We start from the raw sequence: 14299 nt of genomic DNA, 5'->3' as shown, positions 1-14299 counted from the left end.
ATCTGTTACTCCTCGTCTTCGGCGTCGTCAGATTTTTTAACGCTAGCACGCTTCTTCTTTTTGGAGAGATCCAGGCCAAAACGTTTAACAAGCATTTCGCAAATCTCGCTCGAACGGGCCTTGAGATAGCTGCCCTTGCCGTTCTCGGCATCGAACTTAAGGCGCAGCGCAAGCTTCTCGGCGATCTCGGCATCGATCTCGCCTTTGCCAAACTCGTACAGGCAGCCGAGCATATCGCGATACTCGAGGTCACCGTGGTAGCACTGGATGGCCTCGTCCAGGATGGGCCAAGCCTCGCGCGAACGCTCGACGCTCGTGGCACCCCACACGCACAGCAGGCGGAAGGCGGCATAGCGCAGCGTGGAGGAAATCTCGTCAAACAGTGCGGTCTCGGCGCCCTCAAAGGCATCGCCCAGCTGGTCGGGGCAGGTGGTGGCGAGCGCCGCCAGGGCATCGAGGGCCTCCCAGCGAGTCTGAGCCTCGGGCCGGTCGAGCGCCTCGATCAGCGCGGGCACGCAGGGCACGACGCGCTGCGGATCGCGCTCGGCAAGCAGGTGCAGCACGCGGGCGGCAAACTGGCGGATACGGCGCGTGGGGCAGCCGAGCTCCTGGACCAAGCGGTCGACGGTGTTCTCGTTCTCCTCTGCCAGCTGAAGCTGTGCCAGCTCCTCGTCGGTGAGCTGTTCGTCTTTGTTTTCTGCCATAGTTACCTCTTCTTACTATTTCTTAGTGTGCCTGCCAGCACCCTTGCTGTCATCGGTGACCGAGATGAGCTGTCGGTCAGCCGCGCCATTGCGACGCGCGCGGCGGCGCTCCTCGGCGTCTCCTGCGTCGGCGGCGGCGCGATGAGCCTGGTTGACGTTAAAGACCTCATCGTGCTTGCGCCACGGACCAACGGACTCGCCAAAGCTCATCTTAAGGCCGGCGATAAAGCCGCCAAGCCAGCCGATCGGCGCAAACTGCACCAGCGGGAACAGCGAGAACACCCAGGTCAGCAGGACGACTGCCGCCGCTCCTGCAAAGTTGGCAATCCAGTAGTCGCGCTTGGTGACGACGCGCTTTTCGCACGCCCACTGGCCGCACAAAAAGCCAATGTAGATCGCAAAGAGAAAGAGCACTAGTGCGAGCACCACGAACGTCCAGCTCATGGGCGCTACTCCTCGTGATGGTGGCCGCAGCAGCACTCGTGGCCGTCGTCATGGCCGTGGCCGCCGCAGCACTCGTGGTCCTCGCCATGGTGGTGGCCACAACCGCACTCGTGGTCGTCGCCATGCTCGCCGCAACCACAGCCTTCCTCATGAGCACCATGCTCCTCGGGACGATACTGCGACCAGTCCAGACCGGCGGCAATGGCGTCGGCCTCCTCCTTATAGAGGACATTGATGGCCTGGGTACCCAGCTTGGCACCACCGATGGCGTCGAGCATGTCATAGAGCGTAAAGGCCACGTCGGCGCCGGGCAGCGCAAGCTCGCGGTCGTCGGCATAGGCGAGCGCCAAGCGCAGGTCCTTGATGAAGTGCTCCACCATAAAACCGGGCTTGTAGTCGCCGTCGAGCGCCTTGGGCGCCAAGCTCTCCATGGCACCGGACTTGCCGGTGCCGCCCAGGATCATCTGACGGGTCTTCTCCATATCAAGGCCGCTCAGCTCGGCAAACGCCAGCGCATCGGCCATGCCGACCATGCAGGCGCCCAGCGACACCTGGTTGGCGAGCTTGGCAGCCTGGCCCTTGCCGGCGCCATCGAAGCAGCAGATGGTTGCCGCAAAGGTGGAAAGGATATCGCGGACCGGGGCAATGTCGTTCTCGGTAGCGCCCACGATAGCCGTAAGCGTGCCGGCGATAGCACCCGACTCGCCGCCGGTGACGGGGCAGTCAAACGCCATGCGGCCGGAAACCTGGGCGGCCTCGGCAATGTCGCGCGCCAGCTCGGGCGAGCTCGTGGTGAGGTCGATTAGGACCGCACCGGGCTTAGTGCACGCGAGCAGACCGTCGCCCGCCAGGTAGAGCTCCTCGACCTCGGAGGGATAGCCCACCATGGTAAAGACGACGTCGGCGTTCGCCGCGGCATCTGCCGGCGTATCGGCCCAGACGGCACCGCGCTCAACAAGCGCTGCAGCCTTGGACTTGGTGCGGTTGTTGACCGTGACGGGATAGCCAGCGTCCAGAATGTGGCCGGCGATAGGGGCACCCATGATTCCGGTGCCGATAAATGCGACAGAGAGCTTGTTTGCCATGAAACCTTTCCTTTTGGGTTGGGTGTTATTACCAGGTTGAATACTCGTTGCCAGCGTTTGGGCTGTGAGTCGAGGGCGATTACGGACGCAGCGCTTGCCTACTGGCCGCGCACGCGGCGGGCGATGCGGTCGGAAAGCGACGCCTTGTCGGTGCGGTTCTTGCCCCAAAACGCGCAGGCCACCATGCCGGGGCCCACGTGCGAGCCGATGGTGGGGCCCACGGAGCTGCGAATGATCGTAACGTCGGCGCAGCCCTCCTCCTTGCGGATGGCGGCTTCGAGCCAGTCACCGTCCTTTTCGGCATCGGCCGTCATGATGGCGATGGGCATGGTGCGATCGGGCACGTAGTTCTCGCGGAACGACTTGAGAATGGACTTGAGCGCCTTCTTGCGGCCGCGGTTGACGCCGATCAGCGACAGCGAGCCGGCAAGGTCGTAGGAGAGCTCGGGCTTGACGTCGAGCTTTGCCGTGAGCTGCGCCGCCGCGGGCGGAATGCGGCCGCCGGCAGCCAGCGCATCGAAGCTCTCGAGCGTAAAGTAGCCGTGCACGTAGGTCTTGGCCTCGTTTGCCCAATCGACCAGCTGCTTGGCAGTCAGTCCCGCCGAACGCTGGCGCACGGCCTCAAGCGCCAGGAGCTCGCCGGTCGCGCAGGGCAGAGCGTTGTCGACCACGTAGAGCTCAAAGTTGGGATACTCGGCGCGCACGGCATCTGCCGCCTGGCACGCGGAGTTGTAGCTCGACGACAGCGCCGAGGTAAAGCACAGGTAAACCGTGGGTGTGCCCTCTTTGGCGCACTCGGTAAAGAACTCGATATAGCGACCGAGCGACACAGCCGAGGTGGACACGCGGGCACCGGCGCGCATGCGGTCGTAGAACTCCTTAGGGCTCATGCTCGACCAGATGTCGTCCGTGCGCTCCTCGCCATCGATAATGAAAGGGAAGCCCAAGATATCGACATCGAGGTTCGCGGCGACCTCGGGGTTAAAGTCGCAGCAGGTATCGACGACGATACGGCAACGGTCCGAATGACCGGCGGATGCGGCCTTGTCCATCAAAGCGACTCCTTACGTAAAAAAGGCGGCCACCCGCATGGGATGGCCGCCAACCGTTAACTCATGCAAGTTAACGTATTTTACTCGTCAAGTGTTTCGATGCGGGGCTTGATGATGCCATATCCACCATTCTTACGGTGATACACCACATTGATGAGGCCAGTCGTCGCGTTCTCGAACACGTAGAAGTCGTGGCCGAGCAGATCGGTCTGCACCAGCGCCTGCTCCTCAGTCATCGGGGTGACATCGATGACCTTCTCGCGGACGAGCAGGTCGTCGTCCTCCTCGGGCAGCAGCAGGTCGGCCAGATCCTCGACGCGCTCGACCGGTGCGACATCCGCGGCGCTGGCACCGCCCTGGCGGTTGTCCACAACCTTGGTCTTGAACTTGCGCAGCTGGCGGGTGACCTTATCGGCGGAGAGATCGATGGCGGCATACATATCCGCGCCGTGCTCGGCGACGCGAATCACAGAGCCGCGGGCACGAACCGTGACCTCGACGATTGCCGGGTTGGGGTTCGAGGGGTTCTTCTCATAACGAAGCACGACGTCGACTGTCATGGGCTCGATATCGAAAACCTTGAGCGCCTCGCCGATCTTCTCGTCCACATGCGCACGCAGAGCATCGGTTACCGTCGTCTTGCGTCCAGAAACCTTGATATCCATACGTGGCTCCAATCTGCCTCGGGGACTTACTGTACTGGCTATGTACCCATTGCCGTGCATTTAATCACCCGAATTCCCAAAGGCCCGAATAACGACTGCTTGATACCGCATACCGAAGTCTCGCACTTTTCCGCGGCAAAGTGCGCTATATGAGGGCGTCGGCGGAGTTGGTTTTTCTCCTGGAAATTGCCCTTGAGCTGCTGGTTTTATCAAAATTGAAAAGCCGGGCTCCCCTATGGGGGAGACCCGGCCATGCGTGTTGAAACCGTGAAGAAGCGCCTTGTTCAATGTATGGCAGGCGCCACCCCTACCAATAACTAGCTATTGAGCTTGTTGATGTCATCGTCGGTGATGGCGCCCTCCTGGCTAGACGAGGGGCTGTCGCCGTTGTTATCGGAGGTGTCGCCATCGGAGGACTCGGTCTCGTTGGACGTGGATTCGGATGCCTGCACATTGGCCCCCGAAACAGTCTTGGCGGTAAGGTCATAGGGCATTTGGCCGTACCAGACGCAGTGGACCGCCTCGAGCGTGCCGTCGACCGTGATGTCGTCGAGGGCATCGCTCACAGCACGGCACAGCTCATCGTTAGAGCTAAGGCCTGCGACGCCAAGCGTGGAGGGTGTCTCGAGCGTGCCGACACAGGAGATCTGGCTCATCAGGCGCGCGAGGTAACCACCGGCCGTGGAATCACAGATCACGTAATCAACCTCGCCCGACTCGAGTGCCTCGAAGCACTCGTTGATGTTGGAGAAGGTCTTTTGGTTGGCCGTGATGCCCTGCTTGGCGAGCGCTTCCTGCGAGGCCGAGAAGGTCTGAACGCCCAGGGTAGCGGTGTTAAGCATTTCGGTGGAAACGCTCAACGACTCGCCGTCACTGCTCTTGCCGAATACGGCGGGGGCGTCGTACAGACAGGTGCCAAGCGAGCTGATATCGCCGTCCGTAGAGCTGACGTCGCCAATGAAGATATCGGCCTTTTTATCGCTGAGCGCGGAATCGGCCGAGGACGCATCGACAAAGGCGACCTTGAGACCCATGCGGCATGCGAGGGCACGAGCGGCATCGACCGCATAGCCCGTGAGGTTTCCGTCGGCATCCTGCATGGCTTGCGGGGCATCGGAAGTATCGAGGGCGACCGTCAGGGTTCCCGGCGTGACCAGGGCATCGTCCGATACCGTGGGGGTAACGGTCTCGCGCTCGATCTGGTCGATCGTGGGCGTCGTGAACGTGGACAGTGGATTGAACGCGCATCCACTCAGGCCCAAAACGGCAATGACCGCCGCGGTCCCAGCACCCAACCGAGTCGCATGCATCAAGCTGCCCCTCACCATGTCCGCTACCCTACCTTCTGTGTCGTATACGATCCGTGCCCTGCACGGAATATCGGGTTGTTCCCACCAGCTGACCTGGTATTTGACCCCACACTTGCGCACCGGGGCGTTTGCTCGGGAGGCCGCAGCCACCTTCACGACTGGCCCGCTCGCCCGCGAGGCGGTATTGCCCCAAAGAAAGTAGAACGGACGGTGCGGCTTACATCTAGGACGCGCCATGATCGCGCCGCGCGCACGCGGTCGCTTACGTGGATCCCTTTGACCGCGTCTGTCTTGGACTTGGATGGGCGCATTGCCCGTCCGCAACCACAGCCTGGCGGGAACGTAGCGCATTATAGCTAAGTTCAAGCTAAAGTTTAAGGTTAGGTCGTCATTCGCACCGCGAGTACAGATTTCGCAGGTCGAGGCGGGCAGCACACGGCGCTCTTCATCGGGATGGAAGTCCCTCCAACTGATGTGACCCATATGCCGGCGCTCGGCGCGCATCATGCGTAGCGCCGAGGCGCCGGTAAGGATCACAGAGGCTGCCAGTTGCTCGCCTGCCGGCTCGACGCGCCGCGCAATCTTCACTGCCACAAAACCACCCCTACCAAACGCGTGCGATAGCGAGGCCATCGACGGCTTTGGCGCCGGCGCGCTTAAGCTCCGCCGAGGCCGCTGCCATTGTCGCGCCCGTGGTAATGACATCGTCGATGAGCAGCAGACGACAGCCACGTACATCCTCGACCGTCTCGTACATGTCCCGGGCATGTTCCCGGCGCTCGGCGCGACCGAGTTCGCGCTGGTCGCCATGACCGTATTTGACCAAGGCGTCCAGCAATGGCACACCCGAAAGATCGCAAAACGAGCGCGCGATTGCTTCCATGTGATCAAAACCACGCCGCCGAAACGCCGCCGCAGTCGCGGGCACAAATACCACCGCGTCGACACCGGACAGCACGCCGCCGTAACGGTCGGGGGCTGCTGCCTGGGCATGCAAGGCGGTGTCGTAGAGCAGCTCTGCCAGATACGGTGCCAGACGGCGCTCGCCCGCATCCTTGTATGCCTTGATGATGCGCGGCAACGGATGTGCATAGACAGCGCACACCAGGCAGCGATCGAGGGCCTTAGCCACCGTCGAAGACGCGCCCTCGACCGAGCACTCGGTACACAGCAGGTCTCCAAACGGAGCGCCGCACCTCGTGCAGCTGTGGCGCGGATCGACAAGCGTGAGCGACGCCAGGCACTCCCGACAAATAAGCGCACCGGCACGCTCGCAACCGGCGCATCGCGTGGGCGAAAGAACCTCGAGTGCCTCATGCGCCGCGCGCTCGGCAAACGGTAGCAATTCATCCGCAAACGGCAAGATGTCGGCACTCCGTAAGCGGCTCAAACCATTCAGATAGTTATTTATGACAAAACCCTCCCTACGCTTGGGCGAAGGGAGGGTTGTCGATTCAGTGCCATGATACCCCGTTGCACTTGGGGTCAGACAAGTCGAATCCGCTTGAGGGCGCTATTCGCCGGCAGGCGGTTGCGGTGCGGACGAGGTGTGGGTCGAGCCTTCGCCACCATCCTGGCGCGGCTTGCGGGAACGGCGACGGCGGCGGCGCTTCTGACTCTGGTCGGCCGAACCCTCGCCACTGCGATCCTCACGCGGCTCGCGCTCGTCGCGAGCACCGCCGCGCGAAGCCTTGGCGGCAGCTCCTCCGCCATCGCCGGGGCGACGGCGCGTGACCTTGACTTCACCATCCGAAACCTGATCGGCCACAGAAGGAACCGAGGGTTTCTGCTGCGTGCCCGAGGAATGGCGACGGCGCGGACGCGGCGCGCGCTCCTCCTCGCCACGTGGCCTGCCAGCCTTGTCGGCAGGCGCGTCGGAGGCCGAGGCACCCTTGGGAGCGGCACCGGCCTCGCGAGCGGCTGCGGCGCGGAAGGCGTCCTCGCGCTCCTCGCTCGACAGGTGGCGGCGACGACGGCGCGTGGGGTTCATGCCGCCGCCGCGGTTTTGCTGCTGGGGCTGCTGAGCCTCGCGCTCGCGAGAGGCGTTCTTGCCCGCGGTCTCGCCGTTGTCGACGGACGCCGTGCGCTTGCGGCGACGACGGCCGCCGGCCGCCTCCTCGGCCTCGGAAGCCTCGGCCTTGCCGCGGCCCTTTCCGCGGCCACGACCCTCGCCCTGGGCCTGACCGGCACAAGCATCGGATTCGGCATCGCGACGACGGCGCTTGGGCATCGACGTGCCGGCCAGACGGTCGGCACTCGACAGGCCATCGCCCACGTCGACGCCGTTCTCGCGATCGAGCTCCATGAGCGCCAGGCGCATCTCGGGCGACTCGATGCGCTCGAGCACATCGCGCGTCACGCAGTCGGGGCGGCAGCTGCAGCCCTGCTCGGCGGCCTTCTTTTTGCAGCCCTCCGAGCACGTCATATCGGCCAGGTTGACCTTAAAGACTTTACCGTTCTCCAGGCGCAGCACCAGCTGCTCACGCGGCGTGTCATATTCCTGGATACGCGCCTTGCCGAGCGGCGTATCGATGAGCGTCTTCTTTTTGGGCGCGCGGCTCTTAAAGTCCTTGTACGCCTCGAACTCATAGCGCAGGCAGCACATCAGGCGGCCGCACACGCCGCTGATCTTAGACGAATTGAGCGGCAGGTCCTGCTCTTTTGCCATGCGAATCGAGACGGGCTCAAACTGTCCGCCAAAGCGCGTGCAGCAGAGCTCCTGTCCGCATTGGGCATAGCCGCCCACCAAGCGAGTCTCGTCACGCACGCCAATCTGGCGCATGTCAACGCGAATGTGCAGCGTCGAGGACAGGTCCTTGACGAGCTGACGAAAATCGACGCGCTCCTCGGCCGCAAAGTAGAACACGGCTTTCTCGCCGCCAAACAGGTATTCGACACCCACCGGCTTCATCTCGAGGTCGAGATCTTTGACCAGACGGCGGAAATCGACCATGGCCTCATCGCCCTGGATGGCCAGGTCGTCGGCAAGCTGCAGGTCGATATCGCTCGCCACACGCAGCACGGGCTTGAGCGGCTGACCGATCTCGTCTTGCGGCACCTCGAAGGGATCGGCCGTGACCAGGCCGATCTCGGTTCCGCGCTCGGTGGAGCAAATGGCATAATCGGCCTCGAGGATATCCAGATCCTGCGGGTCAAACCACAGGTCGCGCGAGGCGTAGGTAAACTTAACGGGTACGACTAACGGCATTTCAGTGCCTTCCTGATATCGAACAGCATGACCTCGATGGCCAGCTGGGGAGTAACGTTTCTGGCAATGTTGCGCTCGGCGGTCGCGACCGCCTCGAGCGCCCGGGTGGCACCCGCAACATTCGTAGCGGCGGCAAGCCGCCCGATCGTGTCGCGCACGTCCTCGTTCACAATGTCTGCCGCCTCATCCTGAAGCGTCAGCAGCACGTCGCGCATGAGCGTCCGCGTGCTCGCCAGCGCTTCCATGATACCCGAACGCTCGCGCGCGTTGAGTTCGCGCTTGTTGCGGTCCTCAAGCTGCTTCAATGCTCCACGCGACAGATAATCGGCGTTTTGCTCGAGCACCTTTTCCTGCGTGGACTTGACCTCGGCGAGCGGAGCCTTAACGGCGACGATGAGCGACTTGGCGCGGCTGAGTACATCGGCCTCGTCGGCGGCGATGAGCGAATCGATGGCGCGGATCATCTGGCGGCGAGCATCCTGGCGCTCGGCGCTCTTAAGGAACTCGATGCCGCGCGTGGGGCTCCCCGCCACGGCGACCGCCATGCGACAGCGTACGAGATCCTGGCCCGTCGCGCGGCTCACGGCCTTCGTGGCCACGGCGGGCGACACCAGCCGAAACGGCACGCACTGGCAGCGGCTCACGATGGTGGGCAACATCACGTCTGCCGAGGTGCCCAGCAAGATAAACATAACGCCCTCGGGCGGCTCCTCGAGCGTCTTGAGCAGTGCGTTGGCGGTGTTGGCGCGCAGCTGCTCGGCACGGTCGATGATGTAGACCTTGGCCTTGGCACGGATGGGCGCCAGCGGCACGTCGTCGAGCAGCTCGCGGGTCTGGGCGATGAGGTAGCCCGTGGCGCTCTCGGGCGTGTAATAGTGCACGTCGGGGTGCGTATGGCGGGCGACACGCACACAGCTATCGCATGAGCCGCAGCCGTCCTGCTCGCACAGGAAGGCTTGGGCGAGCGCCCAGGCGGCATCGAGCTTGCCGGCACCGGGAGCGCCCAAAAACAGGTAGGCGTGCGATGCGCGGCCGCTGGCGACGGCGTTGGTCAAAAAATCGCGTACGCGCTCTTGGGTGTCGAGCTTGGCCAGCAGGCTTGCCTGAGCGGGGGCCATGTTACTCGGCCTCCTGGGCAAGCGTGGCGGTGACGGCGTCCTGGGAAATGTCGAGACCGTACGCGCGAACCTGCTCGACCGTCTGCGCGAAGACGTCCTCGATGGAAGCGGTGGCGTCGATGAGCTTCACGCGATCTGGCTCCTCGGCGGCAATAGCACTAAATCCCTGGTAAACGCGCTCCTGGAACGCCATGCCCTTGGCCTCCATGCGGTCGACCGCACCACGGGCGGACATGCGCAGCGCCGCCTGCTCGGGCGTGATGTGATAGACGAGCGTGAGCGCCGGGTGCGTCCCCGCGACAGCAAGGTTGTTGGCGTCGCGTACCATCTGGCGATCGAGGCCGTCGGCAAACGCCTGGTAGCAGGTCGTGGAATCATAGAAGCGGTCACACAGGACCACCTTGCCGGCCGCAAGGGCGGGAGCTATGACCTCGTGCACCAGCTGGGCGCGTGCGGCCTCGTAGAGCAGCAGCTCGCAGGTATCCCCCATCGCCGTATTGGCGGGGTCGAGCAGCAGGGCACGGATCTTTTCACTAATGGCGGTACCACCCGGCTCACGCAGGGTCACGACCTGGTAGCCAGCGAGCTCGAGCGCACGGGCCAGCAGGCGCGCCTGCGTGGACTTACCGGCACCATCGACGCCCTCGAGCGTGATAAAGCTATGTTGAGCGGGCTCAAAAGCCATGGGCGCAGTCCCTTCCTACAAGGCGCGTAAATGCAGATATATCAACCAAATCATGATACCCCAGGGGCAGGCGCACCCCAAATCCAACCTAGTCATTGGGGACGTTCTTAAATGACTGGTCGTTTAAGAACGTCCCCAATGACTAAAGGTGCCTTTCCAAAGTTGCGGTGAAATAGGGACTGATTGAAGCTCTAAGACCGCCAAACAGTCCCTATTTCACCGCAACTTATGATGGGGAATTTTGGATGCTTGGTATAATCGTCGTATGGCATTGAAATGTGGCGAAAGGAGTGGCAATGTCTCGGTATTGCGCCTCGTGCGGCAAGCTTCTTGCAGATAATGCCAAGTTCTGCACCTCGTGCGGTGCACCCGTTGAGCAAACAGCCGCGAGCGATAGCCAGCCCGCTTTTGGGCAGACCGGGCCCCTTGATACGCCGCAAGCCAAGGCGGACGATCCCCTCGCTTATCGCCCCGACCCCGCCGCAAGCCCCGCGGCCGGCGAGACCACGCAGTGCATACCCGTCGCGAGCGGCTCGCCCCAACAGCAGCCGGCTCCCGCATACGCGCCTGCTTCGCCACAGACCCCCGCTCCCAAAAAGAGCGGCACCGGGGCGCTTGTCGCCGTTATCGTTGCGCTGGTGGCAATCATCATCGCCCTGGTCATCTTCTTTGTGATCAAACCGTTCGACAACTCCGCCACGCAGACGACTGCCGAGGTTACCAAGCTGCACCACGATGTTGACGATGATGACCTCAAGCCTCTCGGCGACCCCAATAGCCTTTACGACGATGACGATGACGACGAGGACGAGGCTGGCGGCGAAGCAACCCTCTCCGAGCAGAACCTCTACCGTCGCCTGAGCGAATACTACGACCTGCTCGAGGACCTCGATAGCCAGGTCCGCGCCTGCGCGCAGGCCTTCAATGGTAGCTATCTGGAAGAAGATCGCACCACCCGTCAAAATCTCGCCGACGTCGCCGAGCGCACGGAGGAGACCATCGAGCAGTATTACGATATCGTCGAGGACCTGGACGTCCCCATGAGCTCCAAGAACTACAACTCCTGGAAAGACATCATTGCCCTGTATGACGACCTTGATCACCGCATCGACGCGATCTGCGATGCCTGGGAGATCAGCCTAAAGTACGCAAAGCCCTCGGACCATAAGGACGAAATCGTGGCGCCGCTGGCACGCGACAACGAGCCGGGAACCAGCAGCAACAAGTATCGCTTGGACTTTGAGGACCGCTATCCCAGCGCCAAACCCGTCGAGGTGAACTAGCGTTTTGTCGTTCCCGAGCTGGCAGTTAGGGACGTTCCTAAACTGCCGGTAGAAAAGGAACGTCCCTAACTGCCGAACAAAAAACGGGCGAGGATCATGGGACCCTCGCCCGTTTTTGTTTTGGGCAATGTTTCGGCTGCGCCGCTACTTGCTGGCGGCCGCCTTCTTTGTGGTCGTCTTTTTCGCGGCAGCCTTCTTGGCAGTCGTCTTTTTCGCCGTGGTCTTCTTCGCCGTACTCGCCTTGGTCGTCGTCTTGCGGCCGCGGGCGGGCTTCTTCTCCTTGGTCGGGCAGTCCATGTTGACGCAGATGCGCCACGGACCGCGCGCCGTGTTGACCACCACGATGGGAGCGCCGCACTCGGGACAGGTCTCGCCCGTCGCCTCGAGTTTGCCACGCGCCGGCAGCGGATAGCTCACGCCGCAATCGTCATAGTTGGTGCAGCGGATAAAGCGCTTGCCGCTCTTCTCGCTCTTGTGCGCAATCAGATCGCCATGGCGTCCGGCCTCGGCGCACACCTTGCACTCGCCCACCTTAAGGTCGGGCTCGTAATTGGTGGGACACGTGGGGTTCACGCAGATCTCGAAAGCCTTCTGGCGGAACGGCTGGCACTTAATGCGCGGTGCGCCGCATTCGGGACACACGGCAGCCTCGCCCTCGAGCGGGCTCACCTTGACGCCGCTCGGCACCGGATAGGTCACGTCGCAGTCGGGCCAGCCCATGCAGCCGATAAAGCTACCGCGGGTCTTGGCGCTCGTCTTCATAACCAGATCCTTGCCGCACTTGGGGCAGGCGCCCACGCGCGCATCGGCCGTGACGGCATCGCTGATGGCGTCGCCCAGCTCCTGCGTATGCTTGAGCAGCTCATCGAGCACGCCGGCCAGCAGCGCGCGCGAGTGCGTCACGACATGCTCTTCGGTATCTTCGCCGCGCTCCACGCGGGTCATGTCGCCGTCGAGCTCGCTGGTCATATCGGGGCTCGTGATGCGCGGGGCAAACTGCGACAGTGCATCGATGATGGCGATACCCAGCTGACTCGGCTCCACGGGATCGTTTTTGAGGTAGCGCACGGCGTACAGGCGCTCGATGATGCTCGCGCGCGTGGACTTGGTGCCCAGGCCGCGCTTTTCCATCTCCTGCACGAGCTTGCCCTGGCTGTAGCGCGCGGGCGGCTCGGTCTGTTTGGCCTCGAGCTTAATGTCGAATACGTCGACCGTGTCGCCCTGCTCCAGCGGCGGCATCTGCTCGTCGCGCTTGAGTCCGTACGGGTATGCCTCGCGGAAACCCGGGGTCACGAGCACATCGCCCGAAGCCACGAACGGCTCGCCGTTCACGTCGAGCTCGAGCTTGGTGTTCTCGATGGTGGCGGGGCCCATAAGCGTCGCCAGGAAGCGACGAGCGATGAGGTCGTAGAGCTTGCGCTGGCCACCGTCGAGCGTGGACGGATCGCCCTCGCCCGTGGGGTAGATAGGCGGGTGGTCGGTGGTCTCGACCTTGCCGCGCGTGGGCTTCATGGGACCGGCGAGCACCTTTTTGCATACGGGCGCCAGCGCCGGGTTGATCTTTGCCAGGTCACTCACCACGGCGCCCAGATCGAGCGTCGCGGGGTACACGGTGTTGTCGACACGCGGATAGCTGATGAGGCCCGCCATGTAGAGGGACTCGGCGATGCGCATGGTGCGTGCGGGCGAGATGCCCTCGGCCGCAGCGGCAGCCTGCAGCGAGGTGGTCGCAAACGGCGTGGGCGGCTGCTGCTTGCGCGAGCGCTTGGTCACCGCGGCAACGGTTGCCGTCGCAACGCCGTCGACATGGCCGTACGCCGTCTCGGCAGCATCCTTGTCGGTAAAGCGCGCCGTCTTGTGCGCGATCTTAAAGCGGTCCTCCTCGGCAGCAGCCTGCGCGGCAGCCATGCCGCGAATCTGCCAGTAGTCCTCGGGCACAAACGCCATGCGCTCGCGCTCGCGCTCGACCACCAAGGCGAGCGTCGGGGTCTGCACGCGGCCGGCAGAACGCACGTTGCCAAAGCCGCCAAACTTGGCGAGCGTCAGGTAGCGCGTGAGCACCGCACCCCAAATGAGGTCGATGTGCTGACGACTCTCGCCGGCATCGGCCAGGTTCTGGTCGAGCGAGACGAGGTTATCAAAGGCCTGCGTGATCTCGGCCTTGGTAAACGAAGAATACTGGGCGCGGGCAACCGGCAAGTCGGGCGCAACCTCGCGCACCTTGTTGAGGGCGTCCGAACCAATCAGCTCGCCCTCGCGATCGAAGTCCGTGGCGATGATGACGCTGTCGGACTTCTTGGCAAGGTTCTTGAGCGAGCGAATGAGTTCTTTCTCGGCCGGCAGCTTGATAACGGGCGCCCAGGTAAGGTAGGGCAGGCTCTCGAGCTTCCAGCCTTTGATGGAGATACCGTCGGCAAGGAACGGTTTGCGCTTGGTGTCATAGGGCGGGCGCGCCAGGCCATCGGGTATGTCGGCCGGCAGCATCTCGCCGTCCTCGGTGACCGAGTACCAACCCAGCTTTTTATCGAACAGCACGCTGTCGCAAAAATCGGGCGCAAGGATGTGACCGGCAAGGCCGATTGTCACGCACTCCTCGCCCTTCCACTCAAAACGGTAGATGGGGGTGTTGTACACCTTGTCCTTTTTGGGCTTGCCCGTGGAAAGACGCTCGGCAATCTGACGCGCGGCGTCGTTTTTCTCGGCGATGATGAGCTTCAAAAGAGGCTCCTATCTCGTGTGTCTGCG

Annotated in this window: 12 protein-coding genes; 1 reads left to right on the top strand and 11 read right to left on the bottom strand. The window is 62.9% G+C overall.

What is annotated here, in order from left to right; translation table 11 throughout:
- Positions 1 to 5: 5 nt before the first annotated feature.
- The 10 genes from ACTQ0H_RS00330 to tmk all read right to left on the bottom strand — a co-directional run bounded on the left by ACTQ0H_RS00330 (position 6) and on the right by tmk (position 10271).
- Positions 6 to 704: a hypothetical protein gene (locus ACTQ0H_RS00330; protein ID WP_427718960.1), complete on the bottom strand. Its 699-nt coding sequence runs from the start codon at positions 702 to 704 to the stop codon at positions 6 to 8.
- Between the two features lie 15 nt (positions 705 to 719).
- Positions 720 to 1148: a hypothetical protein gene (locus ACTQ0H_RS00325; protein WP_427728604.1), complete on the bottom strand. Its 429-nt coding sequence runs from the start codon at positions 1146 to 1148 to the stop codon at positions 720 to 722.
- A gap of 5 nt (positions 1149 to 1153) precedes the next feature.
- On the bottom strand, positions 1154 to 2233 hold the full coding sequence (locus tag ACTQ0H_RS00320) for an NAD(P)-binding domain-containing protein (protein ID WP_427718955.1): 1080 nt from the start codon (positions 2231 to 2233) through the stop codon (positions 1154 to 1156).
- Positions 2234 to 2331: 98 nt separating this feature from the next.
- On the bottom strand, positions 2332 to 3285 hold the full coding sequence (locus tag ACTQ0H_RS00315; protein ID WP_427718953.1) for a DegV family protein: 954 nt from the start codon (positions 3283 to 3285) through the stop codon (positions 2332 to 2334).
- An 80-nt stretch (positions 3286 to 3365) separates the two neighbouring features.
- Entirely contained in the window at positions 3366 to 3950 is a 585-nt protein-coding gene (gene hpf, locus ACTQ0H_RS00310) for a ribosome hibernation-promoting factor, HPF/YfiA family (protein ID WP_055285508.1), read from the bottom strand.
- A gap of 317 nt (positions 3951 to 4267) precedes the next feature.
- Positions 4268 to 5260 (bottom strand): substrate-binding periplasmic protein, encoded by a 993-nt coding sequence (locus ACTQ0H_RS00305; RefSeq protein WP_441063022.1) that lies wholly within the window; start codon positions 5258 to 5260, stop codon positions 4268 to 4270.
- A gap of 604 nt (positions 5261 to 5864) precedes the next feature.
- Positions 5865 to 6623 carry a ComF family protein gene (locus ACTQ0H_RS00300; protein ID WP_441062981.1) on the bottom strand — a complete coding sequence of 253 codons (759 nt, stop codon included), beginning with the start codon at positions 6621 to 6623 and terminating at the stop codon, positions 5865 to 5867.
- A gap of 150 nt (positions 6624 to 6773) precedes the next feature.
- Complete coding sequence (locus tag ACTQ0H_RS00295; protein WP_441062980.1) at positions 6774 to 8468, bottom strand: PSP1 domain-containing protein; 1695 nt, start codon at positions 8466 to 8468, stop codon at positions 6774 to 6776.
- Positions 8459 to 9586: a DNA polymerase III subunit gene (locus tag ACTQ0H_RS00290; RefSeq protein WP_441062979.1), complete on the bottom strand. Its 1128-nt coding sequence runs from the start codon at positions 9584 to 9586 to the stop codon at positions 8459 to 8461. Before ACTQ0H_RS00290 ends, ACTQ0H_RS00295 begins: the two co-directional genes overlap by 10 nt.
- A gap of 1 nt (position 9587) precedes the next feature.
- A complete protein-coding gene (gene tmk, locus ACTQ0H_RS00285; RefSeq protein WP_427747986.1) occupies positions 9588 to 10271 on the bottom strand; it encodes a dTMP kinase in 684 nt (227 codons plus the stop codon).
- 296 nt (positions 10272 to 10567) lie between these two features.
- Here tmk and ACTQ0H_RS00280 point away from each other — a divergent pair, with 296 nt between their 5' ends.
- Positions 10568 to 11554, top strand: coding sequence for a zinc-ribbon domain-containing protein (locus ACTQ0H_RS00280; protein ID WP_441062978.1), 987 nt, complete (start codon positions 10568 to 10570; stop codon positions 11552 to 11554).
- A 144-nt stretch (positions 11555 to 11698) separates the two neighbouring features.
- Here ACTQ0H_RS00280 and ACTQ0H_RS00275 read toward each other — a convergent pair whose 3' ends face one another.
- On the bottom strand, positions 11699 to 14272 hold the full coding sequence (locus tag ACTQ0H_RS00275) for a DNA topoisomerase I (protein ID WP_441547669.1): 2574 nt from the start codon (positions 14270 to 14272) through the stop codon (positions 11699 to 11701).
- Between the last annotated feature and the right edge of the window lie 27 nt (positions 14273 to 14299).

This window comes from Collinsella sp. LCP21S3_A3 (assembly GCF_052118905.1).
Classification (GTDB): domain Bacteria; phylum Actinomycetota; class Coriobacteriia; order Coriobacteriales; family Coriobacteriaceae; genus Collinsella.
The sequence above is the reverse complement of the archived record's forward strand: the minus strand, read 5'-3'. Positions and strand labels throughout refer to the sequence as shown.

Coding starts and splice junctions, on each gene's coding strand:
- ACTQ0H_RS00325 (WP_427728604.1), bottom strand. CDS start 1,148: ATGAGCTGGACGTTCGTGGTGCTCGCACTAGTGCTCTTTCTCTTTGCG.
- ACTQ0H_RS00305 (WP_441063022.1), bottom strand. CDS start 5,260: ATGCATGCGACTCGGTTGGGTGCTGGGACCGCGGCGGTCATTGCCGTT.
- hpf (WP_055285508.1), bottom strand. CDS start 3,950: ATGGATATCAAGGTTTCTGGACGCAAGACGACGGTAACCGATGCTCTG.
- tmk (WP_427747986.1), bottom strand. CDS start 10,271: ATGGCTTTTGAGCCCGCTCAACATAGCTTTATCACGCTCGAGGGCGTC.
- ACTQ0H_RS00280 (WP_441062978.1), top strand. CDS start 10,568: ATGTCTCGGTATTGCGCCTCGTGCGGCAAGCTTCTTGCAGATAATGCC.
- ACTQ0H_RS00290 (WP_441062979.1), bottom strand. CDS start 9,586: ATGGCCCCCGCTCAGGCAAGCCTGCTGGCCAAGCTCGACACCCAAGAG.
- ACTQ0H_RS00295 (WP_441062980.1), bottom strand. CDS start 8,468: ATGCCGTTAGTCGTACCCGTTAAGTTTACCTACGCCTCGCGCGACCTG.
- ACTQ0H_RS00330 (WP_427718960.1), bottom strand. CDS start 704: ATGGCAGAAAACAAAGACGAACAGCTCACCGACGAGGAGCTGGCACAG.
- ACTQ0H_RS00320 (WP_427718955.1), bottom strand. CDS start 2,233: ATGGCAAACAAGCTCTCTGTCGCATTTATCGGCACCGGAATCATGGGT.
- ACTQ0H_RS00315 (WP_427718953.1), bottom strand. CDS start 3,285: ATGGACAAGGCCGCATCCGCCGGTCATTCGGACCGTTGCCGTATCGTC.